This is a genomic window from Catellatospora sp. NPDC049133 (genome assembly GCF_040648455.1).
In the GTDB taxonomy this organism is placed as follows: Bacteria; Actinomycetota; Actinomycetes; order Mycobacteriales; family Micromonosporaceae; genus Catellatospora; species Catellatospora aurea.
Map to the genome: position 1 here is coordinate 22855 of NZ_JBEZDT010000053.1, position 24237 is coordinate 47091.

The 24237-nt window shown below is 68.8% G+C and carries 16 protein-coding genes and 2 pseudogenes; 7 read left to right on the forward strand and 11 right to left on the reverse strand.

Annotated elements, in window-relative coordinates; all coding sequences use genetic code 11:
- Positions 1-1258: 1258 nt before the first annotated feature.
- The 6 genes and pseudogenes from AB0B35_RS38615 to AB0B35_RS38640 all read right to left on the reverse strand — a co-directional run.
- The gene (locus AB0B35_RS38615) at positions 1259-3679 is read right to left on the reverse strand and encodes an SAV_2336 N-terminal domain-related protein (protein ID WP_361055839.1); all 2421 of its coding nucleotides are present in this window, start codon (positions 3677-3679) and stop codon (positions 1259-1261) included.
- Positions 3615-4589, reverse strand: coding sequence for a MoxR family ATPase (locus AB0B35_RS38620; RefSeq protein ID WP_361055842.1), 975 nt, complete (start codon positions 4587-4589; stop codon positions 3615-3617). Before AB0B35_RS38620 ends, AB0B35_RS38615 begins: the two co-directional genes overlap by 65 nt.
- On the reverse strand, positions 4546-6474 hold the full coding sequence (locus AB0B35_RS38625) for a trypsin-like peptidase domain-containing protein (protein WP_361055844.1): 1929 nt from the start codon (positions 6472-6474) through the stop codon (positions 4546-4548). Before AB0B35_RS38625 ends, AB0B35_RS38620 begins: the two co-directional genes overlap by 44 nt.
- Positions 6455-6814, reverse strand: coding sequence for a CU044_2847 family protein (locus AB0B35_RS38630; RefSeq protein WP_361055847.1), 360 nt, complete (start codon positions 6812-6814; stop codon positions 6455-6457). The genes AB0B35_RS38625 and AB0B35_RS38630 overlap by 20 nt, the downstream gene beginning before the upstream one ends.
- Positions 6815-7165: 351 nt before the next feature.
- Positions 7166-7933, reverse strand: a pseudogene (locus AB0B35_RS38635) (helix-turn-helix domain-containing protein); the annotation flags it as partial.
- A gap of 379 nt (positions 7934-8312) precedes the next feature.
- Positions 8313-9077, reverse strand: a pseudogene (locus AB0B35_RS38640) (RICIN domain-containing protein); the annotation flags it as partial.
- A gap of 366 nt (positions 9078-9443) precedes the next feature.
- On the opposite strand from AB0B35_RS38640, the gene AB0B35_RS38645 reads away from it, so the two are divergent.
- From AB0B35_RS38645 to AB0B35_RS38655, 3 genes are all read left to right on the forward strand, one after another.
- Complete coding sequence (locus tag AB0B35_RS38645) at positions 9444-9998, forward strand: hypothetical protein (RefSeq protein ID WP_361055850.1); 555 nt, start codon at positions 9444-9446, stop codon at positions 9996-9998.
- A gap of 143 nt (positions 9999-10141) precedes the next feature.
- The gene (locus AB0B35_RS38650) at positions 10142-10999 is read left to right on the forward strand and encodes a TrmH family RNA methyltransferase (protein WP_361055853.1); all 858 of its coding nucleotides are present in this window, start codon (positions 10142-10144) and stop codon (positions 10997-10999) included.
- A 674-nt stretch (positions 11000-11673) separates the two neighbouring features.
- Positions 11674-12270 (forward strand): MauE/DoxX family redox-associated membrane protein, encoded by a 597-nt coding sequence (locus tag AB0B35_RS38655; protein WP_361055856.1) that lies wholly within the window; start codon positions 11674-11676, stop codon positions 12268-12270.
- Positions 12271-12494: 224 nt separating this feature from the next.
- Here the strand turns inward: AB0B35_RS38655 and AB0B35_RS38660 are convergent, their stop codons facing one another.
- On the reverse strand, positions 12495-12674 hold the full coding sequence (locus tag AB0B35_RS38660) for a hypothetical protein (protein ID WP_155368595.1): 180 nt from the start codon (positions 12672-12674) through the stop codon (positions 12495-12497).
- A gap of 149 nt (positions 12675-12823) precedes the next feature.
- Between AB0B35_RS38660 and AB0B35_RS38665 the strand changes: the two genes are divergently transcribed.
- Complete coding sequence (locus AB0B35_RS38665; protein ID WP_361055860.1) at positions 12824-13345, forward strand: S26 family signal peptidase; 522 nt, start codon at positions 12824-12826, stop codon at positions 13343-13345.
- Positions 13346-13378: 33 nt separating this feature from the next.
- A complete protein-coding gene (locus AB0B35_RS38670) occupies positions 13379-16180 on the forward strand; it encodes a BTAD domain-containing putative transcriptional regulator (RefSeq protein ID WP_361055863.1) in 2802 nt (933 codons plus the stop codon).
- On the opposite strand, the gene AB0B35_RS38675 is transcribed toward AB0B35_RS38670, so the two are convergent.
- Together AB0B35_RS38675 and AB0B35_RS38680 are read right to left on the reverse strand one after the other, a co-directional pair.
- Positions 16177-18036, reverse strand: coding sequence for an ABC transporter ATP-binding protein (locus AB0B35_RS38675; RefSeq protein WP_361055866.1), 1860 nt, complete (start codon positions 18034-18036; stop codon positions 16177-16179). The genes AB0B35_RS38670 and AB0B35_RS38675 overlap by 4 nt on opposite strands.
- Positions 18033-18578, reverse strand: a complete 546-nt coding sequence (locus AB0B35_RS38680; protein ID WP_361055869.1) for a redoxin family protein — start codon at positions 18576-18578, stop codon at positions 18033-18035. The genes AB0B35_RS38675 and AB0B35_RS38680 overlap by 4 nt, the downstream gene beginning before the upstream one ends.
- Positions 18579-18812: 234 nt before the next feature.
- Between AB0B35_RS38680 and AB0B35_RS38685 the strand changes: the two genes are divergently transcribed.
- Complete coding sequence (locus AB0B35_RS38685; RefSeq protein WP_361055872.1) at positions 18813-21773, forward strand: BTAD domain-containing putative transcriptional regulator; 2961 nt, start codon at positions 18813-18815, stop codon at positions 21771-21773.
- A 102-nt stretch (positions 21774-21875) separates the two neighbouring features.
- Here AB0B35_RS38685 and AB0B35_RS38690 read toward each other — a convergent pair whose 3' ends face one another.
- Positions 21876-22670 carry a hypothetical protein gene (locus AB0B35_RS38690; protein ID WP_361055875.1) on the reverse strand — a complete coding sequence of 265 codons (795 nt, stop codon included), beginning with the start codon at positions 22668-22670 and terminating at the stop codon, positions 21876-21878.
- Between the two features lie 100 nt (positions 22671-22770).
- Between AB0B35_RS38690 and AB0B35_RS38695 the strand changes: the two genes are divergently transcribed.
- Complete coding sequence (locus AB0B35_RS38695) at positions 22771-22956, forward strand: hypothetical protein (protein ID WP_361055878.1); 186 nt, start codon at positions 22771-22773, stop codon at positions 22954-22956.
- A 305-nt stretch (positions 22957-23261) separates the two neighbouring features.
- Here the strand turns inward: AB0B35_RS38695 and AB0B35_RS38700 are convergent, their stop codons facing one another.
- The gene (locus AB0B35_RS38700) at positions 23262-24131 is read right to left on the reverse strand and encodes a hypothetical protein (protein ID WP_361055881.1); all 870 of its coding nucleotides are present in this window, start codon (positions 24129-24131) and stop codon (positions 23262-23264) included.
- Positions 24132-24237 lie beyond the last annotated feature (106 nt).

Below are 24237 nucleotides of genomic sequence, written 5' to 3' on the forward strand. Positions count from 1 at the left end.
AGGCCATTTCATCCTGATTCATCGACCCACGTCAGGATGAAATGGCCTCACTGTATGTTGATGACCTTGACGCGGATCTCTCCTGCGCCTCGACGGTTGGCCTTACCGCGAGTCAACGGGCGTTCGACATTCTCAGAGCCCACTGCCGTCACCTCGACGTTTGTGAACTCGACTGATACAACCGCGGTCAAGGCTGCCGGCTCCGCCCCCGCGCTGATCGTCAGCTGACAGCGGGTGTGGCGCGTTCCCCCTATGTTCCCCAGGACTGCCGTAGACAGCTGGACTCAGCCGGACACACCCGGACCCAAAGCGAAACGCGTCTCCGACCGATCTTGCTGGTCAGAGCCGCGTTCTTGCTGTTGGTGGCAGGTAGAGGATTCGAGCCTCTGTAGCTTTCGCGACGGATTTACAGTTCGCTGCCAGCGCTGATGCTCTTGGCGCTCCTTCCGTTCACATACCCTGAACGAAATGGCACTCACATGGTTGCCCCACCAGCTATTCGCGCCTCGCTCATGGTCCATACAGCTTCCGACGACACGGCCAAGTAACGTTCTGCCACTTCCCGTGTCGAGCGCTGTGCCGTGCATTTGTACTGTTGAACGCCTGGTATAGCGCTGTCATCAACTTCGATGAGTTGTGGGGGGTATAATATATTACTCCCCCGCATCTTTATTGGTAGTTCAAAAGATTTGAAGCTGGGGCCAGCGCAAGGCCTAAGTCCCAAGGCTGCCCACTTCCGGTCCAGTTCGATCGAAGCGAGGACCGCCTGAAGCTGTTCGCGCCCCTCATTGACGTCTCGGTGGTATACGAAGTGCCAAACCCAGAACTGCCCATCGGCCAAAACGGCGAGGTGTGGAAGCGCGTCATAGGCATTGACCGCGTCGATTAGAAGTCGGCAATCGGGCCGAGCATGCATGAGCGCCGCTCCACGGAGGGCAATTGCCGTACTTCGCGCCGGGTCATTGGGTTGATCGCCGGTCAGGTCTTCAAACACGGTCTTCAAGTCCTCTTACTGAGATAGGCCCGGTGGTGGTGTTCGGCGGTGGCAACCGTACAGCAGGGAGGTACAGCAACGGGGCTGGCGCTATGCGCCGGGTCTGCTGAATGGATGGGTGACATCTGAGAACGCTATTCATGACGTGCTTGTCGACGTCCGGCGTATCTCCAACGCGGTGACGGCGGCTAGTGCGGTCGGGAAGTTGGCCAGTAGCCGCTGAAGGTCGCTGATGAGGATCTTCCAGTTTTGCACGGGCGATGCTCACCGCACATCCGGGGCTCTGATCAGAGAAAAGGCCTGCACGAAACTGATCCACTCCTCGTCGTGGCAGACCGCGCGCAACTCGAATGGCGCAGCTCGTGCGCTCAGAGGATCCGCGTCCCTTGCGTTGAGAGAATGCAGCCCCGCGAATACGTCTCGAGCTGTCAGGAGCTGTTGTCGCTCTACGGTGACTGCTCCGCGGGCTGGCCATACGACGGCAGGAACGTATGTCAATGCAAGCGAGAGGACCTCCGGCGTGGGCGGACCGTCAACCAAGCCCACTGCGACAGCGCGACTGCTGCCTAGCTCGCCGTATAACGTCGGCGGGGAGGCGTTGATGCTGGCCCGGTGCCACGCGATCGGTGCGTCGAGATCAGCGGATTGGAGGCATTGGCGCCACCGGCTGTACGAGTGGCGTGGGCCAGGTCTGAGCGACGTACTCCAGCGAAGCCTGATGTCGTAGTAGTTCCCCAATCGCACGCCGAGATCCACATCCTCCGGGCGCCACGACACGGCAAGCTCAGCCGGCAGTACGAAATCGATCCAACGTAACGTGAGGTAGGCATCCGCAGACTCGGCCTCTGCCCACGCCACAAGGTTGACCACGCCGCGTTCAACACCGTGTTGCGTCGGCTCGCAGTGGACTATCAGCCTGGATGTCAGGCCGTCCGACCGGTGCCCGATCAACCAGCCTCCGACCTCATCAGGCCAGGTCCCGATCGGGGACATACCCACATCCACGATCAACGTCGCATGCCAAACGTTCTGGTCGTGTGGCGGGCCTGGGGGCTGTGCCGGGGCTGGTTGCCGAGGCTCCGCCATGGGCGCAACGCCGGGTCGTAGCAGAGTCTCGGCCTGGATGCCCAATCGGCGCAGGAGCGGAGAGGCGACGCGGGCGAACTCCGTATGCAACACATCCTTTTCCGGGATCCCCGGAAAGGGCACCGACCCGGTGGCGGGCGACATGCTCGTCAGGCAATCCGAGACCGCGGCGATCACGGCCGCCACCTCATGACGGCGGAGGGTCGACCGCAGAGCCGAGCGAACCTCTGGCGAAATGTCGAACAGCGTCAGCGTCGCTGTTTCCGCCACCGGCACGAGCAAGCCGGCGAGGAAGAGCTCGGCCAGCTGGGTAGGGCCTGTTTTCGGCAGGAAAACGCTCTGGATGTGGCGCATCACGGGAACGACCAGCGGTGCCGCGGCCGCGAGCAGCCCGGCCAGGCGGTAGGCGTCGGGGCCTACGGACGCACGCAACGCCAATGCGCGCTCGCCCGGGGCGTCCAGGCGTGCCATGGGTTCGGGTTCGAAGTGCCGCTGCGGACCGTGTTTGGCGACCATCGTCACCGCCACGTCGGCACCCCGCGATGACGTGCCAGCCGTCAGATGCGACCACGGGCGCAGCCAGTGCTCGTCCAGTTCCAGTACCGGGATCGGCGAGCCGGCGACCGCAGAGCCTGCGGTGTGGCGGCGTCCGTCAAGGCGCAGCGCCGCGCTCGGCGCACCACGATGCGGCGCATCGAGATGCCCGCTCACGGTTCCGAGGAAGGTGTGGCGCCACAACCTCTCGGGCAGCGGCTGGACCACTGCTACCGGAACGTCGTTGGCCCACCATGCGATCGCTTGCTGCGCCGCGCCGCTCGTCCACGTGGCTCCCAGAGCATCGGTGAAGACCAGAATAATCTGCTGACGGGCACCGTTGGTTACCAGAGATCGCGCCGGGTGAAGTCCTCCCTGTTTTTGTCTTCCTGGTGCGAGCACGATCCGTCCGTCGGCGTAGCGCAGATAGTGAATGCCGATCGTGCGAAACGCACCGAGGTAGCGGCATGTTTCGAGGAAATCGTCGATGGTGTCGTGCCAGAGTCCGGAGAGCGGGCTGTCGTCCACCACCAGTGACAGGTCGAGCCAGCGATCCCTCACCGGCCTCATCGCCGGTGGCACCAGTTGTCCGCGCGCGATCTGATCGACGGTCAGTGCCTCATCCACCTCTAGCCGCTGCTGCGATGGCGTACGTCGTTTGAGCGGCCGCATCGACCTGAGGACCCGTAGGGAACCGGCTCGTCCCGGTTGGGAAGGTGAACCTGTACGAAGCGGGATGGTGGCGGACTCCGGTGACGACACCGCTGTGATGCGTCCGGTCACCCGCGTGCGGTGAATGCCCACCGCAGGGTTCCGCGTCCGGCTCCGCGGCGCAACGTCCGATTCCTCCTCTGCGGCCGACGGCACCGTCGACTCCGCCGGGCGGCCGGGAAGGAACTGGGCCAACCACAGAGTGTCGGCGACATCCGTAGCCGTCACGGGGCCGATCACCTGTTCAAGGGCCCGCTGAAGGCGCTCGAGAGTCATGATCGAAACCGCCTCAGTCCAGCTCGCTGAGCCGCTGCAGGACCCGATCGGCGAGGTGGCGCGAGTCAATCGCATCATGTACGCCGAGGCTGTTGGCTAAGTAGACGGCGTTGAGAAGCTGGTCGGTCGCCAGCTCGGAGTACTCGCCGCGGGCTATGAATTCAATGATGAGAGATTCGCTCTGCGCGGCTAGGTCTGCGCCCAGGTGCGATTCGATGATCTGCGTCAGCATCGCCTCGTCCGGACGGGGAAGGGCGAGCCGGATACAGCGGCGCAGGAAGGCCGGCGGAAAGTCACGCTCACCGTTGCTCGTCATCACGACTATCGGGAACGCGGCGCACGCCACCATGCCATGCCGAACTGCGGCGCGTTGGTTGATGTCGTGCACGAACACCTGCGCGTCGGCGTCGTCGGCCGAACGTGCGAGTTCCGGGATCCGGAAACTGCCTTCTTCGAAGATCTCCAGCAGGTCGTTCGGCAGGTCGATGTCGCTCTTGTCGAGCTCGTCGATGAGCAGGACGCGCGGGCGAACGGTCGGCAGCATGGCCGTGCCGAGCGGCCCCAGGCGGACGAACGGCCCGACGTCGCTGTGCTGTCCGAGCTGCGCCTGTTCAAGCCGACCGACGGCGTCGTACCGGTACAACCCGTCCTGCAGGGTGGTCCGGCTCGTGATCGGCCACCGCAGGACGGGCCCGAGCATGAGTTCGTGCGCGATGGCGTATGCCAGTGTGGTCTTTCCCGTGCCCGGACTGCCCATCACGAGCAGCGGCCGCCGCAGATACAGCGCCGTGTTGACCATCTCCACGGTCGTCTGGCTGACGATGTAGCGCCCGGACAGCGCGGCCGCGGGCGGCTTGCCGGCCGTCGTGAGGTCAGGCCGGTATAGCGGCAGGTCGGTGCTGTACGTTCGCCACGGCGGAGGTGGCGGAAGCCGTGCGATCTCATCATGCGGGTCGCCATTGCCCCGGTAGAGCAGCCATTCGGTCATGGACGGGGTCCACCTCCTCCAACGGTGCGTCATCGTCGAGAGCACGGCGCATCGGCGGTGGTTGGCGGTATGGGTTATCCCACACCACCACCAGGTCGCGCCCGCAATGATCGGCGGCGTCAGGCTTGGCGGCCGCGCTGCGCAGCTCCCGCACGCGCTCAGGTAGCTCGTCCAGCGGCGTCCCGCGAAGCTCTTCCGCCAGGCCCTGGAGAAAGTCAGCCCCGGGGCAGCCGGTGCCGCCCGCCGAAGGGCAGCTCTGACATTGGCGGCGCGGCCAGAGCAGTACCGGCACGCCGGCGGGCAACGCCACTTCCAGCGCGGAGCGTGTAGGGGACTTGAACGGGGATGCCGCCAGAGCCAGAGCGCCCAGCATCGGGTCCGCCTCGATGAGCCCTTCATGTTCCTCGTGCGCCCGGTCGGCACAGTCGACCGGTGTCAAGGCGGTGCCGACCGGTTCGGTCGCCAGGCTGTCCCAGCGGGTCTGCCAGACGCCCAGGACACGGCGGTCGTAGCGACGTTCGACATCACGCAGAACCACGGCGTACCTTCGGCCCAGGGCCGACCAGCCGGCGCTCGGCCACAATCGCCAATCCGCAAGGTTCTCGTTCATGAGACCCAACGCGGCGAACACCTCGACCATCACGCGGCGCTTGGAACCGCCGACCTCGTCCAGTTCCTTCGGCAGCAGGGACTGGAGGTCCAGCCAGGCCCTATGCGGGGTCGTCGGCGTCGAGCCCAGGTGCACCGGCACGGACTCACCGTTGCTCAGGTGCCGCCAGACGTTCAATCGCACGAGGCTGTGATCGGTGCTGGCCGGCGTCAGTTCGGCCATCAGCGAAACCACATGCGGCGCGGTCGGCGCCTCAGCCAGTCGGGCCGTGGCCTCACCTGCGTGGCGACGCTGTCCGGAAACCTGGAGAACCCACTGCCGAAGACCGGCGGCGTGCGGCTCGTCTCCATCCCTGGCGAGGTCTGCGGCATAGGCGACAGCACGCGGAAGGGCATCGTCGCTCTCCAGGAACAGCTCGCCAAGCTCATCCACGACGTCTCGATAGTCGAGCAAGGGCGTGTCCGGCGTGCCGGTCTGTGGACCGGCCACAACAGTCCACGCAGCGCGATGCTCATCACGCTCGGGCAGCGAGGCGAGCAGCCTGCGCAGCGCACGCCCGGCACTGTGCTCAAGCCCGGACACCCCGATCGTGTGCATCGCGTCGATGCTCCGCAGCCAGAGCGAGTCCTCCGCATGGTAGAGGTCGTGGGCGCGCCAAAGACGTCGATACAGCGCCGGATCCATGCCACGGATCGCCTTCAGCGGTATAGCCAGTCCGCCCATGGCCGCTTTCGGTGTGCGCTGGGTCTTCGCGATGGCGCGTACGACGCCGGTAGACAGGTCCAGCACCGGACCGCCGGACATCCCCGCAGGAAGCTCACCAGCATCCAGTTGCAGAACCTTGTCGCCGTAGAGGCCGTGCAGCCCGCCGTACGTGGTTAGAGCCGGCTTCACATCCAGATGATCCTTGACGTAGACCCCTGAGTGGCCGTAAACATGCATCTGCGTGCCAAGAATGGGATATGCCTGCTCCACGTACGCACATTCGTGACTGTGGGGTCCGCCCTCAAGCTCCACGATCGCAAGATCGGGATAGGGCCAGATCGACCCCGCCACGGCGGGTGGTTGCGACGCCCACTGGACCGTCGCTTCCGCCTCCCCCTGAGGCCCGGTGATGGTGACTCGTCGACCCTTCTCGCTGCCTGCGACGTGCGCACAGGTGATAACGAAGCCCGGCGCGGCGAAGAAGCCGCTCCCCTTCGACAGGCCGGACACCTGCACCAGACAACGGTCACGCAGGATCGTGGAGATCCGGTCAGCGATGGGACTGATCACCGTCGGGCTTCCCGCCCGCCGCTGGCGACTCATTGCCCCAGCTCGCGGTCACCTTCACCGTAGCATTGCCAGACAGGCCGACAATTGCGGCGACCACGCCGCTGTCTGTCAGCGCGAATTCCAGGCCGAACTCCACCGAGACATGATCCGGCGAGGCCGCCTTCAGGCCGGTACGCACGTTCGATGCGACGCTCGACAGCGCCTCACGCAGCCCGAGCAATGCGGTCCGGTCGATGATGCCTACGTCTGAAGGACCGTCGTCCTGGGACTCTTCAACGACCGCGACTCGGGCCCATACAGGTGTGCCGTCGGGCATGGTAAGACGCATCAAGTCGTTCAACGTTACTACCTCTGCAGGGGGAGCGGGACGCTGTGCAGGCATCCTTGCGCAGATGTCGATGTCATACAACTGGAGGTACGGCTCGTCGTAGCCCCTCCGAGTGGCCCTGCGCCCTGCCACGAACTGTGATGACCTGGCTCTTCTTGGCCCCCCGGGCAACCCGGCGAACCTGCATGTCCTGCGGGGGATCGTGGCTTGTCCATACAGGTGGTACAAACGCCTGATCCGGTGACTACTGATTGCTGACCGGCTGATTACGCTTGGTTCCGCCGAAAGTCGCCCTCAATCGCTCCCCGCCGGCGACCGGCCGACCGTGCGACATCGTCACGGAGATTCGGCCGCTGGGGCGAGCATCGACTTCAGCGCGGCCAGGGTGTTGGCGGTGCCCTTGCGGCGCCGGTAGACGCCCCAGAGCCTGTCATCGCCGACGGCGTAGCAGCCGTGGAAGTAGCGGATGCCGTGGGTGCCGTGGGCGCGGCGGTAGGTGGCCGGCAGCCGCTGCGGCCGGCCCCGCTGGGCCCAGGCCGCTCCGGCGGTAGGTCGGATCCGGAGCGGCCCGAACTCGTCGAACGCGAGGACCTGCTGCGGGAACCGGTCCAGGACATGCTCGATCCGGTCGAGCTTGGTGTCGCGGTCGGGGACCGGGGACTCCTTCCACGTCTTGGTCCGCTGGAACGTGACACCGCGGCGGGCCAGCAGGCGACGCAGGGCTTCGCGGCCGATGGGGATGACCCGTCCGTGGACTCTGCGCAGGTATGCGGTGAGTTTGCGCAGTGACCAGCGGGTGAAGGGCTGGCCGAGCTTGGCCGGGCGGGTGGTGGCCGTCGTGACGACGAACTGTTCGTCGTCAGGGCTGAGCAGGCGGGGACGGCCTCCCGCCCAATGAGGGTCCAGGCAGGCCAGGCCGATCTCGTTGAACCGGTGGGTCACGTCACGGACGGTGTCCTCGTCGGCTTGGATCAGCTGGGCGATCACCGGGACCCGGTTGCCGCCTGCGGAGGCCAGCAGCATCATCGCCTGCCGGTAGCGCACCGAGCTGGTGCTACCCCGGCGCACGATCTGCTGCAGCTTCTGCCCTTCCTGGTCGGTCAACCTACGCACACGGACAGGCTCGGCCACCTTGCCTCCAGCTGTCGGATCGGATGCCGTGCTAGATCCAATCGCGACTGCCGCCAACCCGGAGAACCTTCCCGGTTAGAGCACTAGATCAACTGGATTGACGTAGCTAGGATCGGACCCGGTTGGGTTTTTGGGTCGTGTGGCCCCTCCGACACAAACACATCGCGAGCCGGGTGCCGCGCCCTACATGCGCCGGCTTCGGACGGCGGCGACGGTCACAGTCGGCCCCCTGAGCTGCCGGCACGTGGTTCGGATTCTGCCTGGTATGGTCCACCCATACAATACGGACATTCCATGGGTACAGGCATGGGGTGGGAATCCCTGGTCGGAATTCCTGCCCCGGATTTTGTTATTGCCGACTCGTGCGCTCAGTTGCGGGTCAGGATCGAGTCCAGCGCTGATTGCTGCCGCCGTGGCATGTCCACAGCACTACGGCCGTGCCGTTGCCGGTGCCCGCGCCGGTCACGTCCAGGCAGAGGCCGGACTGAACGCCGGTGATGGTGCCGTCGGAGTTGAGCCGCCACTGCTGGTTGGCTCCGCCGTGACAGGTCCAGATCTGGAGCCGGGTCCCGGTGGCGGTGCCCGCGGCATCGAGGCACTTGTTGCCGTAGGCAGTCAGCTGGTTGCTGGATGTCGCCGTCCAGGTCTGGTTGGTACCGCCATTGCAGTCCCAAATCTGCGTGAGCGCCCCGTCGGACTGACTGCGCCCGCTGACATCCAGGCAACGGTTCGATGCGACGCCGCGGAGTGGACCGGTGGAGCCAGGTGGCGGGCTGCTCGGCGGCGGGCTGCTGGGCGGCGGGCTGCTCGGCGGGGTGCCGAGGGTGAGGTTCTTCTGCAGCACCTGCCACTGGGTACCGCACAGCCCGCAGTTGGAGCCGACGAAGTTGCTGCCGGCGGTGGTGTCGCCCTTCAGCCGCCACTTGAGGTAGAGCACCGCGACGCGGCCGAACTCGCCGCCGTTGGTCTGGCCGTAGGTACCACCGTGTCCGACGTTGAGATTGCCCATGAACGCGGGCAGGCCGGACGGCAACTTGCCCCAGTCGTCCATGGCGTTGCCGTAGGCGATGTCGCTGGGTCCGCCGATGAAGTAGGCGATCGGCGTGGTCAGTCGCCGTAGCTGGTAGTCATCGGCGTCGTGTATGGCTGCACAGACTTCGACCTCCTCCGCAAACGAGTACTCCCCGCTCACTAGTACCAGGCAAGATCATTCGCGGAGATTGCGCCAGAACCGAGGACGGGGGCCAGATGCTCGTCAGTTCGGGAGCCGCCTCGCCGACGATTCGCGGAGAATGTTCGTGAGAACCGGCACCAGTTGTGGATCACGGCTTGGCTCGGGTCGCCGAGTAGGCCGACCGGATCTGTTCCTTCCCGTAGGGGTGATCAGCGTGCCGTCCGTTTGGCGTGTACACGAAACTGGCCGATGAGCGGGCGCCCGCTGACGTGGAGATGGCGGAAACCGAGTGGCGTGCTGTGCGGCTGCGCTGCTACACACTTCTGGTGAACGCCGTTGAGCCGTAGCCTGCACACCGACCCGTACCCGATGCGCGCCAGCCGTCGGGCCGGGGCACCCGTACCCGTACGAGTCAGCCCGCCGCGACGCGGGTTCGCGCATCCAGCCGACCCTGCCGACATCGTTGAGGCGCTCACCTTCTTCGGGCCCACCGCGGCGTACGGCCTGCGCGGTATCGAGCTGCGGCAGCAGCCGGCGGCCGGCGCCGGTCCGGCTGTCGCGGCGCTGCGCGTGCCAGGACTCGTGCTGCTGTTCGAGCAGCCCGTGCCCCCGTGGGATCTGCCCGGTCGGCTTACCGAAGTCGCCACGACACGCCTGCTGCGCGCCGGCGCCCAGGTCGCGACCGGCCAGGCCGGCACCAAAGTCGACTGGCCCGGCAACACCCTGCGCGACTTCATGCTCTTCGACGGCCTCATGCACGAGATCGGCCACCACATGATCCAACACGCCGCCCGCAAGCACCGTACCCGTGCGATGCGCACCGCCGACCACGAACGCCGTGCGGACGCCTACGCCGTGCGCGCACGGCACGCCTGGGCGACGCAGCGGTGAGCCCGCGCGCCCGCCTGGTCGGCGACGGTGTGGAGAACCCCGCTAACGCGCAGGCCCTTACCGAAGCCGCCCAGATGTTTGCAGTACCGTGCACCTTCCGCGACAGCCGCGGTCTCACCGAACAGCTCCCGGGTTTGTCCACCGTGGACACCACCACACTGCTCGGCGGCCCAGGCCAGCTCATCGCCGTGGACAACACCCCAGGGGCCGAGTCGGTGTACCGTGCCGGACCGCCGCACGCCGGAGCATCCATCGTGGTCGGCAACGAACGCCGCGGCATCCGGCCCGACGTCCTGCGCCGCGCAACGAAGACAGTGCAGATCCCGATGCCAGGCCGTAGCGTGAACACCCTCAATGTGGCCACCGCGGCGGCCGTGGCCCTGTACTACCTGCTCGACGCGAACGGCCGCCGCCAGGCACGCGCCCCGCGCCCCGAGTCGCACCGGCCAGCCATACTGCTCGCCGCGCCGCGCGACCACGTCGAGGCCGGAAGTTCACTGCGATCGGCGGCCGCATTCGGCTGGCAGACCGTCACGGTCGACGACCGCGAGAAGGTGTGGTTCGGCACGCCGCGCCCGGTCCGCAACGAGGCCCGCGCCGCCGCTCGCAGCCATCGCAACCCGCTGCGCGTCGTGCCGGCCGGCGACGCCTGGTCGCCGCCGCACGGCAGCCGGGTCGTCGTCTGCGCACCAGACGTCGACGGGCCTGCCCTGCACCGCACCGAGCTGACCGGCGCCGGCACTGTGCTCGTCATCCCGGACGGCGACGGGTGGGAACCTCCGTCGGACGCCGAGTTCGCCCGCGTCGCCGTGCCGGGCGAACCCGGCCGCTACCGCCTGCTCACCGGCATCGTGCTCGCCGAGGCAGCCCGCCAGCTCGGTACGCGAACCAGCACAGCGCTCCGCCCGCCACGGCGCGGCCTGTCGTACGGGAGCATGCTCGGCCAGACGGCCCTGCCAGACACCGACCTGGTTCAACCATGGGAACTCACGCAGTACTGAGCCGCATGGCCCCGGCTCTCGGCTGATCCGGTTCTTTCTTCGCCGGCGCGCAGCGCCTGGTGACGACATTTGTCGCCCTCCGCACTGAGTCGCCGCGACCTGCGGCTCGACAGGGCCAGGTGCGCGCTCATGCCGCGATGCGCGCGGGGCCCGCCGCGTCGGTCGGCCAGAACACCACGCCGACGACGACATCTTCGAGTTCGAGTCTGCGTGCTCGGCCCGGAAGGTGGCGGAGACGCTCAGCCTGGATGTGGTCTGGGGCATGCCCCCTGACGCCGATTTGTGCGGCCAAGTCGTCCTGGCGCGGTCTCGACTGAACTCCCGTGGGACCCACCGGGAGCTGGCCCGAGGCGTAGCCTCGGGCTCAGAACTGACCGTCGCGCACGTAGACTCGGCCCGCCAACTGCCTGCAGGAGCGGTGCAGACTGCGCTGACCCATTCACCGCTTGTCGATCATGAAGGCGTTCGCCGCCTACCAGAGGCAATGCTTCCCGTGTAGCGTCATTCGCTGGAAGCTTTGTCGGCGCGACTGCATCAATTGCGTCTGTGGCCGTGGGCCTGCGGCAGATGTCTCCGATGCTGCTGATCAGTCAATCAGCTGGCGCCAGACCGGTACGGCTCGATGTGGTGCCACCCGAACGGCTCGGTTCCTGTCACGGCTTGGAGGTACGACGGTGCGATACGTCCTGCTCGGATGCGTCGTGTGTCTCGGCGTGGTGTTCGCGGTCTCTGCGATCAGCAAGCTTCGCAGTCGCGCCTCGTACGCAGCCTTCATCGCCTCGACGCGCGAGCTGCTGCCACGACCCTGGCCGCCGGCGGCTCATGTCGCACTGATCGTGCTCGTCGCTGAAGTGGCGATCGTGCCGCTGTTGTTCTCGGTGCCGATGGCGGGACTGACCGTTGCCGCCGTGCTCCTGCTCGCCTTCGGCGGCGCGATCGTGCTGGCGGTGCGGCGGGGTGTGCGTACGTCCTGTCGCTGCTTCGGCTCGTCGACAAAGCCATTGGGTTGGCTGCACGCTCTGCGCAGCGGTGTTCTTGCCGCGCTGGCGGTCACCGGAGCCGTCCTGGCCGGGTCGGTGACGGCCGCGAACATCATCACCGGGCTACACCCCGCTGGTATGGCGATCACCCTGCTGGCCGCAGGGGTTTTCGCAGCGCTTATGATCATGTTCGATGACCTGGTGGGACTCTTCGAGCCCACGGCCACCCCGGATGGACGGGCGAGCATGCCTGCCGCTGTACGGCAACGGCGCACTTCGGAAAAGATCTAGATCCCGAAACTCGTGCCGATCTTGCGGTAAGTACTCATGGACCTTATCCCGCAGAGACAGGCCGACCTGGCCGTTGAGCTCCTCCGCAGCCCTTGCGAATCCAAACCCCGACGACCGGCACGCCAGCACACGTGGCCAACCGCCAGCTCACCGCGCAAGCCGTGAGCCGTGCCTCCGGCGGCGTGGTGGGGCGGAGTGCACGCCGCCACCACGCCGTGCCCCGGTCAGTTGCAGTTGTAGTAGTTGCTGGCGCAACCGTTGTAGACCTTGTAGCAGTTGTACCCGTCGTAGGCGTAGCAGTAGCGGTAACCCTGTGTCCGTGTCCCGCTGCAGTAGCAGCCGGTCACGTAGCACGGCGGGCACGCCGCTGCCGCGTCGGCCTTCGGTACTACGAAGGCGGTCATGCGGTCGCTGATACGCTCGATCAGCTTGATCATTGAAGCTCCTTCCTTCGGGTGCCTGACGCTAACGCCGCGGCGTACATGAACCGGCCGATCGCGCTACGCATCCAGGCATGTATCTGTTTTGTATGTCGCAACGGCATGCTGGGCCGATGTGGACCATCGCCGGTGCCGGATTGCTGATCGTCACCGTCTGCGTCGCGCTGGTGATCCGGCGGATGCGCGGGAGGCTGACCGTGGTGACGGTCCACGGCCAGAGCATGACCCCGGCGCTGCACCCGGGCGACCGCGTCCTCGTCCGCCGCACCTCCCTTGGTGGCGTGCGCAACGGTGACGTGGTCATGGTGGCGCGCCCGTCGCCGGCGGACAGCGCCACCTGGACCGTGCCGGGCGTGGCGAAGTCCGCCGTCGTCGCCGATGACGCCTGGGCCGGCGCGACCGGCGACTGGCTGATCAAGCGGGTGGTCGCCGTCCCGGGTGACGAGGTGCCGCGGGAGACGGTGGAGGCGCTGCGCCACACCGCCGACCAGGCGGTGCCCCCCGGCCGGTTCGTCGCGGTCGGCGACAACGCCGAGCTCAGCTTCGACTCCCGGACCTGCGGCTACTTCACCGACGAGCAGCTGTGGGGCCTGGTGGTCAAGCGGCTGGAACCTGTCGCGCCACCGCACGCCTAGTATCGACATGCGCGACGGGATCGGGAGGCGTGAATGGGTTGGGAGTTCCGCCTGCTCGGTCCGCTGGAACTCAGGCGGGACGGGGTCGCCGTGGCCACGGGCTCCGTCAAACAGCGGATGCTGCTCGCCTCGCTGCTGCTCGACGCCAACCGGGTCGTCTCCGTTAACCGCCTCATCGCGACCCTGTGGGAACGCGATCCGCCCACCTCGGCCATCGCGAACATCCGCACCTACGCCTCGCAGCTGCGCCTGACGCTGACCGACGGCAACGGTGACAGCCGGCTCGCCGGTCGCCCGCCCGGCTATCTGCTGACGACGGCCGACGATGAGCTCGACCTCGCTGTCTTCACCCAGCGCGCGGCGGCCGGGCGGGCCGCGATGAGCCGTGGTGAACTGCGGCAGGCGATCGGTGCCTTCCGGGAGGCGCTGGCGCGATGGCGGGGCGCGGCGGGCGAGGACACCTGCCGGTCGGGCCTGCTCGCGACGCGCCTGGCCGGGCTGGACCAGCAGCGGCTCACCGTCATCGAGGAAATGGTCGCGGCCCGGCAGCAGCTTGGCGAGAACGCGCAGCTCATCCCGGAACTGCGGCAGCTCACTTACGAGCATCCACTGCGGGAGCAGTTCTGGCAGCAGCTCATCGTCTGCCTCTACCGCACCGGCGACATCGCCGGTGCCTTGGACGCCTATGAGCAGGCCCGTTCCGCGCTTGTCCGGGATCTCGGCGTCGACCCCGGTTCGGAGCTGTCCGCCCTCTACCAGGCTGTGCTCAGCCGCGACCCGGCGCTCCTGCCGGAGTCGAGGGCCGCCGACGGAGCGGAGATCCGCCCGCGGGAGCTCCCCTCGGACGTGGCGCGCCTCGTGGGGCGGGACCGAGAGGTCGCGATGGCGACGGACGCGCTGGCGGACGTGCCGACCATCGCCTTCTACGGTGCCGGCGGCGTCGGCAAGTCGGCGCTCGCCGTCCATGTCGCCCACCAGCTGGCGCCATCGTTTCCCGGCGGGCAGATCTACGTGGACCTGGGCGGAGCTGGCACGCAGCCCCAGGCGTCCGTGGACGTGCTGCGGCGGGTCGTCCGGACGTTCGGCGTACCGGCCGATCAGATGCCGCACAGCGAGGCGGAGGCGTCGGCGCGCTACCGGTCCTTCGTGGTGGAGCGCCGGATGCTCGTGCTGCTGGACAACGCGACCAGCGCGGAGCAGGTCCGCCCGCTGCTCGTCGGTGGGGGCGGCACGGTCGTCATGATCACCAGCCGGCGGATGCTCGCGACGATCGACCGCGCCGTCCACATCGAGGTGAACCGCCTCACCGAGCAGGCCGCGGCGCAGCTACTGGCGGCAGTGTGCGGACCCGAGCGCATCGCCGCCGAGCCGGCGGAGACCGCTCGCCTGACGGTGCTGTGCGACCGGTCGCCGCTCGCCCTGCGCATCGCCGGTGCCCGTCTGGCCGCCCGGCCGCTGTGGAGCATCGGCGAACTGGTCCGGCAGCTGTCCGACGAGCGGACCCGGCTCGACACGCTAGCCTTCGGTGACCTTGCTGTCCGCTCCAGTGTCGAGCTGAGCTTGCGCGCGGTCGGTGGCGACGCCGCGACCCTGCTCGGGCTGCTCGGTCTGGTCCGCATCGAAGAGTTCACGCTCACCGCGGTCGCCGCCCTGGGCGACCTGTCGTCCGCTCAGGCGGCGGCGGCGTTCGACCAGCTGATCGAGCATCGCCTGGTCGAGCAGACCGGGCCCGGCCGGTTCCGGATCGGCGACCTGGTCCGGCTGTTCGCCCGGGACCTCACCGTCGCGGGCCGTCCCGAGGCGCTGCACCGCCTGCTGTGCTTCTATCTGTGCACGGCGCGCCGGGCCTGGGAACTGGTGCACCCCGCGTTCCGGCCGGCCCGCGACGACGGGTTCTTCGAGACCGTCCCACGGCTGGAGCTCGCCGACGCGCAAGCGGCGACGGCGTGGCTGGATCAGGAGCGGGCCAACCTGCTGACGCTGGCGCGCCAGGTGGTCGACGAGCCCGCCGCCGTCGCCCGCTTCGTGCCGCTGTTGCTGTCCTGCCTGCACCAGTACCTCGCGGCCAGCGACAGCTGGGACGACCTGGACGAGCTGGCCCAGCTGTCGCGGGCCGTGGCCGTACGTGATGGCGCCTGGCATGCCGAGGCGGAGGCGATGGTGTGCCTGGCCGCCGTCTGCCGGGCCCGCGGCACGTTCGACCAGGCCGTCTCCTATCTGGAGCGGGCGGGCGATCTGCGGCGGCGCTTCGGCGACGAGCGCGGCGTCGCCGAGTGCCTGACGGCGCAGGGTCAGACGCTGATCGGCTCGGGTGACCTCGGGGCGGGACTGGCCCGGCTCCAGGACGGCGCGGCGCTTTACGAACGGCACGGCCTGCGGTCGGCGGCGAGCCGCGCGCTGCACGAGGCCGGGGAGGTCCTGTGCCGCCTTGGCCGCTACGCCGAGGCGGAGACGTCGTTCGAGCAGGCGCTGGCGGTCCGCCGGGCCGAGCAGGACCTCACCGGCGAGGCGGTCACCCTGGCCGCGATGGGCATCACCGACTGCCTGCGCGGCAGCGATCTGCGCGCCGTGGGCAGGCTGACCGATGCGCTCGCCCGGTGCCGGGCCACCGCGGCTCACCGCCACAGCTGGCAGGCGCTGATGTGGCGTGCCGCGGCGCACCAGCGGCTGGGGCGCAGCAGCGAGATGGCGGCCGATCTGCGGTCGGCCTGGGACCTGTCGCGGTCGTACGGGGACGCCGACCGCGAACGTTTCGCCGCCGTGCTGCTGGACAAGCTCAGCAGGGGCGACGACGGCGACCTGAAGCACCGCGTGGCGGCCGAGTTCCTGTTCTAATCGCCGCGGCCCGCCGGCTCCTCCAGCTGGTAGCCGGCGGCCTGCAACTGGAACAGCTGCGCGTAGGCGCGGTCGGCGGCCATCAGCGTCACATGGTCGCCCTGCTCGGCGACGACCCCGTCGGCGAGCACGACGATGCTGTCGGCGTCGCGCAGCGAGCCGAGCCGGTGGGAGATGAGCAGGCTCGTCCGGTCCGCCCGGTGCTCGCGAAGCCGCTGGTGCACCTCGAACTCGGCCTGGGCGTCGAGGCCCGCGCTCGGCTCGTCGAGGATCATCAGGTCCCGCTTGTCCCGCAGGAACGCGCGGGCCAGCGCCAGCCGTTGCCACTGCCCGCCGGAGAAGCGGACTCCGGTCTCGGGATCGCCCTGGTCGGACTCGCCGAAGAACATCCGGCTCAGCATCGTGTCGTACCCTCGGGGCAGCGCCTCGACCGCGGCGTGCACGCCCGCCCGCTGCGCCGCGGCGACCAGCACCGGCCGGTCGCCGATGCTCGCGACGTCGCCGAGCCCGATGTTGTCGGCGGCGGTGAGGTCATAGCTCATGTAGTCCTGGAACACGGCGCCGATGCGCGCGCGCAACTGCGTGATCTCCACGTCGCGCAGGTCCACGCCGTCCCAGGTGATGGTGCCACGGTCGGGGTCGTAGAAGCGGCAGACCAGCTTCACCAGGGTGCTCTTGCCGGCGCCGTTGAGGCCGACCAGCCCGACCGTCGTGCCGTGCGCAATGAACAGGTTCACCCCGCGCAGCACCCACGGGTGCTCGTCGCTGTAGCGGAACCACACGTCGCGCAGCTCGATGCCGCGCCGCAGCGCGGGCAGTGCGCGAGGGTCGGCACGCAGCGGCAGGTCCGGGGCGGCGTTGACGACCGTCGCGTAGTGGTGGAAGACGGTGAGCTGCTGGTGCGTGTGGGCCACCGACACGATCAGCTGCTGCATCGCCCCCAGGACGCCCGGCACGACGACGAGGAACATGGCGACGTCGCCGACCGTGAGCGCCCCGGCCTGCGCCTGCCGAGCGGCCCAGACCAGGCCCGCCCCGGCGACGACCGCGCTCAGCGCGGCGAGCCCGCCCTGGGTGATCAGCTCGCGGCGCTCCATCCGGCGCTTGGCCCCGAACACCTCCCGCAGTTCGGCCAGCATCCGCCCGCGCAGGAAACCGCCGGTGCCGAACAACCGGATCTCCTTGGCGGCGTCGACGCTGCCGAGCAGGTTGCGGTAGAAGAACTCGCGCCGCTCGGTCGGGCCCAGGTCCCAGATCATCGCCGCCCGCCGCCGGGACAGCTGCAGCTCCAGCAGGAGTGTCGGCACCGCCGTCGCGAGGACCGCCAGCGTCATGACCGGGCTGATCACGGCGAGCGAGCCGACGAAGCCGAGCAGTGTCAGCACACCCCGGGTCACGCCGAGGGAGCCGTCGACCACCTGAGCCGGTGCGGCGGCGCCCTGCTGCGCCAGCCGGAGCCGGTCCAGGAAGGCGGGACTCTCGAAGTAGGCCAGCCCGCTGAAGCGCTCCACCGCGCGGTAGAGCTCATCCTGCGCCAGCAGGGCGACGCGCTGGTCGAGCTGCGTGCGAAGGTACTGGGTCAGCTGGGGAAGCGCCGCGGTGGCCAGGCCCGCGACCGCGAGGCCGCAGGCGACCGCCGTGACCGCGGCCAGCGCCCCGCCGGTGGTGATCAGATCGACCAGTGTCTTGGTGAGCCAGGCGCCGGCCACCGGCACCGCCGCCCCGGCGAGGGTGCAGGCGGCGTACGAGGCGGTGGTGCCGGCGGCCCCTCGGCGCGCGATGACGGCCGCGAGCCCGCCCGCGCTCAGCAGCTCCCGGCGGCTGGGCGCGGCGGCCGCGGTGAACTCGGTGGTCATACGGCGGCGGGCCGGGGCAGACCGGAGAGCATGGAGCCGCTCGCCACCATCGTCCCGTCGGCGGAGACGAGGCCGACCGCGGGGAAGCCCTTCACGCCGAAGGCGGCGGCGACCGGTCCCTCGTCCTTCTCCAGCACCACCCGTGCCACGTCGGACAGCTGATCAATGGTGGCGGTCGCCTCGGCGGCCACATCGGCGACGACGACGGCGAAGACCCGGTCCCGGCCGCCGAGCTCGGCGGCGTAGTCGACGAACTCGGGCAGGCGCTCGCGGCAGGGCGCGCAGCCGGGGGAGAAGAAGCCGACGAGTGTCCCGTCGGCGAACGAGGCGGTGGAGACCGCTTCCCCGGCGGTGGTGACGGCTGAGAAGGAGCCGATCTGCGCGCCCGCCGGCAGGATCAGGTCCGTGGTCGTGGGGCCGGTCGGCATCTTGGACAGCAGCGCGGTGTGCTCGCGCAGGCGGCGGATCATGCCGAAGATCAGAAGCAGATTTAGCAGGCAGATGGTGGTGACGACGGCGAGAGCGATCCATAGGTATGCCATCAGCGCAGGCTAGCCAGCACGCATACAAGCGACATACAAACCTGATCCAGATGTGACGATGTTCAGTCCACATTGGCCGCTCTCGCCAGGTAGAATCGAGATTGGTTGATCAATCGAGGGTTGGTGCGACGGTTGTCCCTGCGGTTTCGGTGTCTCGGCTCGCTGGATATCCGCTGCGCGCATGAGTGGCAAGCGGTAGCCGGGGGTAAGGCGCGCACGCTGCTCGCCATCCTCATGATCCATGCCGGCGAGGCGGTCCCGGTCGGCCGCCTCATCGACGAACTCTGGTCCGGTAACCCGCCGGCCTCGGCGCGGTCGCTGCTGCGCGGCTATGTCCTGTCGCTGCGGCGAGCCATCGGCCCGGACGGCACGGCAGTCCTCATCGCCGACGCCAACGCCTACTGCCTCCAGACAGGCCGGGAGTCCGTGGACGCGTACCGGTTCGAGCAGCTCGCCGCCGACGGCCAGGGGGCGCTGCGAGCCGGGGACATCGACCGGGCGGCCCGCCTACTCGGTGCGGCCCTGACCCTGTGGCGCGGTCCGGCCTTCGCCGCCGTGGCCACCTCGCCGCTCATCGCGGCCTATACGTCCCGCCTGCGCGAGCTGCACCTCGCCGCGCTGGAGGCACGGATGGAGGCGGACCTGCTCGCCGGGCGGGCCGAGGAACTCCTCGGCCCGCTGCGCCAGCTCATGCAGGAGCATCCCGCACGGGAACGGATCACCGCGCTGTGGATGCGGGCGCTCAACGCCCAGGGGCGGCGGGCCGAGGCACTCAACGCCTACGTGGACGCACGACGCAGGCTGGCCGAGCAGTTCGGCATCGAACCGGGACCGCACCTGCGGCAGGCCCATCGCGACATCCTCGCCGAGCACGGCGCCGACGATCCGCCCGCCCCGGTTCCGGTGGCGGCTCAGGTGGCCGCCGGCCGAAAGCAGCCCGGTGCGACCCGCGACGCGCCGTGGCAGGCACCGGCCTCCATCGGCGACTTCACCGGACGCGACGCCGAACTCGCCGGCTGCCTGAAGGTCCTCGACCAAGGGCCGGGCACGGCGATGCACCTCGTCGCGATCTCCGGCCGGGCCGGCGTCGGCAAGACCACGCTCACCACGCGCCTGGCCCACCTGCTGCGCGACACCTACCCCGACGGCCAGCTCTACGCCGACCTGCACGGCGACACCGCGGAGCCGACCGCACCAGGCGAGGTGCTCGGACGCTTCCTGCGGGCCCTGGGCGTCCAGGGATCGGAGATGCCGCAGACCACCGACGAACGCTCGGCCCTGCTGCGCAGCCGACTCGCCGGAAGCAGGCTGCTGATACTGCTCGACAACGCCGCCGGCGAGCAGCAGGTCCGGCCGCTGCTGCCCGGCGCCGGCCCCAGCGCCGCCGTCGTGGTGAGCCGCCGCCGGCTCTCCGCACTGGACGTCAGCCACTTCGTCGACCTGGAAGTCTTCAGCCCGGCCTGCGCACTGAGCCTGCTGGAGCAGATAACCGGCACCGAACGAGTCAACGCCGAGCCGGCCGCCGCCAGCACTCTGACCGCCCTGTGCGGCCACCTTCCGCTCGCCGTACGCATCGCCGCCGCCCGCGTCTCGGCGTCACCCGGAACGTCGATGTCATGGCTCGTCCAGCAGCTCATGGACGAGCGAAACAGGCTCGACGAACTCAGCATCGGCGACCTCGACGTGCGCACCACCATCGCCGCCGGATACCAGGGCCTGTCCGCCGTGGAGCAACGGACGCTGTGCCGGCTGGCCCTGCTCGACGCCGCCGACTTCCCGGCCTGGGCAGTGGCCGCGGCCGCCGACCTCACGACGGCTGAGAACCGCCAGGTGCTGCGCGCCCTGGTCGACCGGCGCCTGCTCGACGAGGTCCGCGTCGACCACGTCGGCCAGCTGCGCTACGGACTCCACTGCCTGGTCCGGATCTTCGCGCGAGAGCCGGCCCGGCAGGAACCACCCGCAGCACAGCTCGCGGTGATCGAGCGTGCGCTGGACAGCTGGCTGACGCTCGCCCAGACCGCCGGCGCAGCCATGGCCGCCGCGACCTTGGCCGACATCCGGCCACCCCGCCCGATCACCGCCCGCGGCGACGGGATCGAAGCCGCCGCCGGCTCCCCAGCGGCGTGGTTCGAGGCCGAACGCGCGGCCATCGCCGCGGCGGTGGCGCAGGCGGCCAGACTCGGCCGGGCCGACCTGTCGTGGGGACTCGCCGCGGCGACACACAGCTTCTACGAACTGCGTGACCTCCACGACGACGGCCAACAAACCCACGAGACCGCACTCGCCGCCTGCCGTACCGCCGGCGACCAGCTCGGCGAGGCGGTCATGCTGCGCGACCTCGCGGACCTCTACAGTTCCAAACCCGGCTCCGACATCGGGCGCAAGCTCGAACTCGCCACCGCCGCACTGCATCTCTTCCAACAGGTACGCCACACCCAGGGCGAAGCCGACGCACTCTACCTGTGCGCGACCGTGCACCGGACGCGCGGCGAGCACGCCGAGGCGGTCGCGCGGCTGGAGGAGAGCCTCCAGGCCTGCCGCTCAGCGGACTATCACCTCGGCGAGCTGCACGTCTGGCAGCTACTCGGCATCGTGCGCCGGCAGGAGGGGCGCAACGACGAGGCGCTCACCTACGCCACCCGGGCCCTGACCATCGCCCAGGACCTGGGCAGCTCCCGGGATCAGAGCGTCGCACTGGGCCTGATCGGCATCATCCGGCGCGACCAGGACGAGCCCGACCAGGCCGAGCAGGCGCTGGTGGCGGCGATCGACATCGCCGAGGAGTCCGGGGATCCGGTGCAACTGGCCTTCCTGCACGGGCACCTCGGCGCGCTCTACGTCGGCAGCGGGCACCCGCGGGCGCGGCCGGTCCTCGAACGCGGGCTGGAGCTGAGCAGAGCGAGCCGCTCCGTGTTCGGGCAGGCGCTGGCGCTCAACGCCCTCGGCCGGCTCGATCTCGCCGACGGCGACGCGTCCGCGGCACTGGACCGCCTCAGCACATCGGCACAGCTCTACCGCAAGGCGCAGAACACGTACGCCGAGGCCAAGGCCCTCGCCGCCCTCGCGGAGGCCTATCGGCTGGCCGGCGACGCCGGGCAGGCGCGGGCCAGTGCCCACGCCGCTGTGCTGCTCTTCCGGCAGCTGGGCAACGAGACCGAGGCCGACCAGACGGCGCTGCTCACGGCTGACCTGTAGCAGGCGGCCTGCAATCGCCGCCACCCCCACCGGTGGCCGGACCGGCGGCGGCGACGCCAATACCAGGCTCGGGCCGCGCACTCAGTCCTGCCGAGCCAGCCGTCACTTGCGGGCCTGCGGGTACCCGTACATCGGCTCCCACGTCCAGGGGGTGCGGCTGCAGTTGCCGGCGGTCGCGTGTCCGGTGACGACCAGGGAGTAGAGACCCGGCTTGGTGTAGGTGTGATCGGCGAGGCGGATGGTTCCCATCATGCCTCCGGCAACCTTCACGGTCTGCTTGCGGGTCTTGTCGCCCCAGTCGATGGTGACGGTGAACCTGCAGCCCGCGGTGCCGTCGGACGAATTGACGAGCCGTACCTCAACGCTGGGATCGGTGCTGTGGCAGGTGTCCACGTACCCGTTCACCAGCACGCACTTCTCTGACTGGACCGTGATGACAACCGTGCTGTTGTCGGCGCGCGGCCAGGCGCACAGCAGTACCGCGATCCCGACGACGAGGGTGCCGCTGATGATGCCGAACGTCTTGGGCAGTACGCCGATGAGCGCGACGAGCATACCGCAGAAGGCGATGATCGTCGCGAGCCCGAGTGTGCCGGTGACATGCTGCGATGCTTCGACTGCTTTGTCGCCGCCGCCGAGGCGGTCGATGAAGGTCTGGCGGATCGCCTGCGGGGTGCGGTCGCCGGTGAACTGCCAGATGAAGTAGGCGATGGAGCCCACGCCGGCCATGAGACCGGAGACATCGAACACCAAGTGCGCCAACTTCTGCGCGCCGCTCAGCATGCGGTAGGCCACGTTGAAGTCGATGACGTGCACGACCAGGCCGAGAACGAACATGATGATGATCGATATCAGCATTTCCCGGCAGTTGTAGGGGCCGTTGAAGCCGTTGTACACACCGGCGAAGCCCAGGAGCTGGTCGGCGTAGACGGGCGGGTACCCGGAGCCGGACGGGGGTGAGTATTCCACGCCGTACATACCGGGGATCACGAACCCGATGAATGCGATCACGCTGCCGGCGAGCAGGAACTTGCCGCGTGTGGAGCTGCTCATGGTCGCGCTCGTGCCACCCGGGATCATGTTCATGATCTTGGTGATCAATCCTGGTCCGTCCGGCATCTCATCCTCTTCCACGCTGGTTCCGTGCCGCGGGGGCGCGGTCTGGCTGACCGGCCGGGATTGATACGGGTCGACAGTAGGGTCCCGGGACGTTCGGGGTAACCGCCGAAGGGATCACCGCGACGCACGCTCCGCTACCCATCGCCGACGATTCGAGGTCCGCCGTGCACGAACAGCCATCGACGTGTGGCATCGAGGTCCGCTGATCGAGCAGCCCGGTCGCCGCCGTGTCGTACTGACGGACAGGCCGCGAGGATCATCGCCTCGTCCACGGAACGACATCAAGCCGCAGGCAGACTCAACGCCAAATGAGACGCGCCCTTACTGAGCCGCACATTGGACCACACGTTCTCGGTCGGGCTGGGCCGGTCACAGCAGGCCGCGCTCGCGTAGCCGGGCGAGCCGGTCTGGCGGCAGGCAGTCGGCCAGGTTCCGCTCCAGGTCGACCAGCTCAAGGTCCACCGGGTACACCACGAAGTCCTCGGCGACCGGCAGGACATCTGACCAGTCGCGCAGGTTGAGCCGAGCCGCCACCGCGCACACCAGACGACGGCCAATCTCGGATCCGGCAGCGGCGTCGGGGTCGTCGGCGTCGAGCAGGGTGAGTTCCTGCCGCACCAGCCGTACGGATGCTGCGTCGTCGAGGTCGACGTGGGTGCTGGTCTCGAAGTCTTCCGGCGCCCATGCGGCCTGGGTGTCGATCGCTGCCAGGGCGGCGCGCTCGTCCGGTGTGGCAGCGTAGACCTCGAAGGACAGCTCGTTCGACCGGAAGTAGCCCAGCGCGACACAGGCCGCGGGGCCGTCGACCGCCAGGCGCGCCACGGCGTCCGGGATCAGCGTGAGCAACGCGTCCTCGATGGTGCGGCATGCCGCGTCGAGGTCGAATCCGGCCGGCGGCCGCTCATAGCGCACCTCGGATCGGCGGCCCATGACCTCGACGACCCGGACCAGGCCGTGGTCGTCGTGCTCGGCTGTCAGGGTCGAACGCGCCCGGCCATCGTGTTCGATCTTGACGCTGCTGATCCTCCCCTCGGTGTAGGCGTACGCCTCCCGCCCGGAGCCGCGCCGTGCGATCATGTCGGCCGTGCGCATCAACCCGTCCACGAAGCGGTACTCGTGCAGGTAGATGGGCTCGTTGGTATCGAAGTGCGCCTCCTCGACCACGTCGCCGTCGTAGCGGACGAATGTCTCGTAGTACAGACGGCCGTCGAGGAACCCGCTGTACTCCTCAGTCACCACCGGGCGGTCCTCGGCGTCGAACCCTATGCGCAGCACATCCCGACCGATCGGCGGCCGGACGTCCAACCTGCGGCCGGTTCTGAGCAGGTCCCGTTCGAAGCGCAGC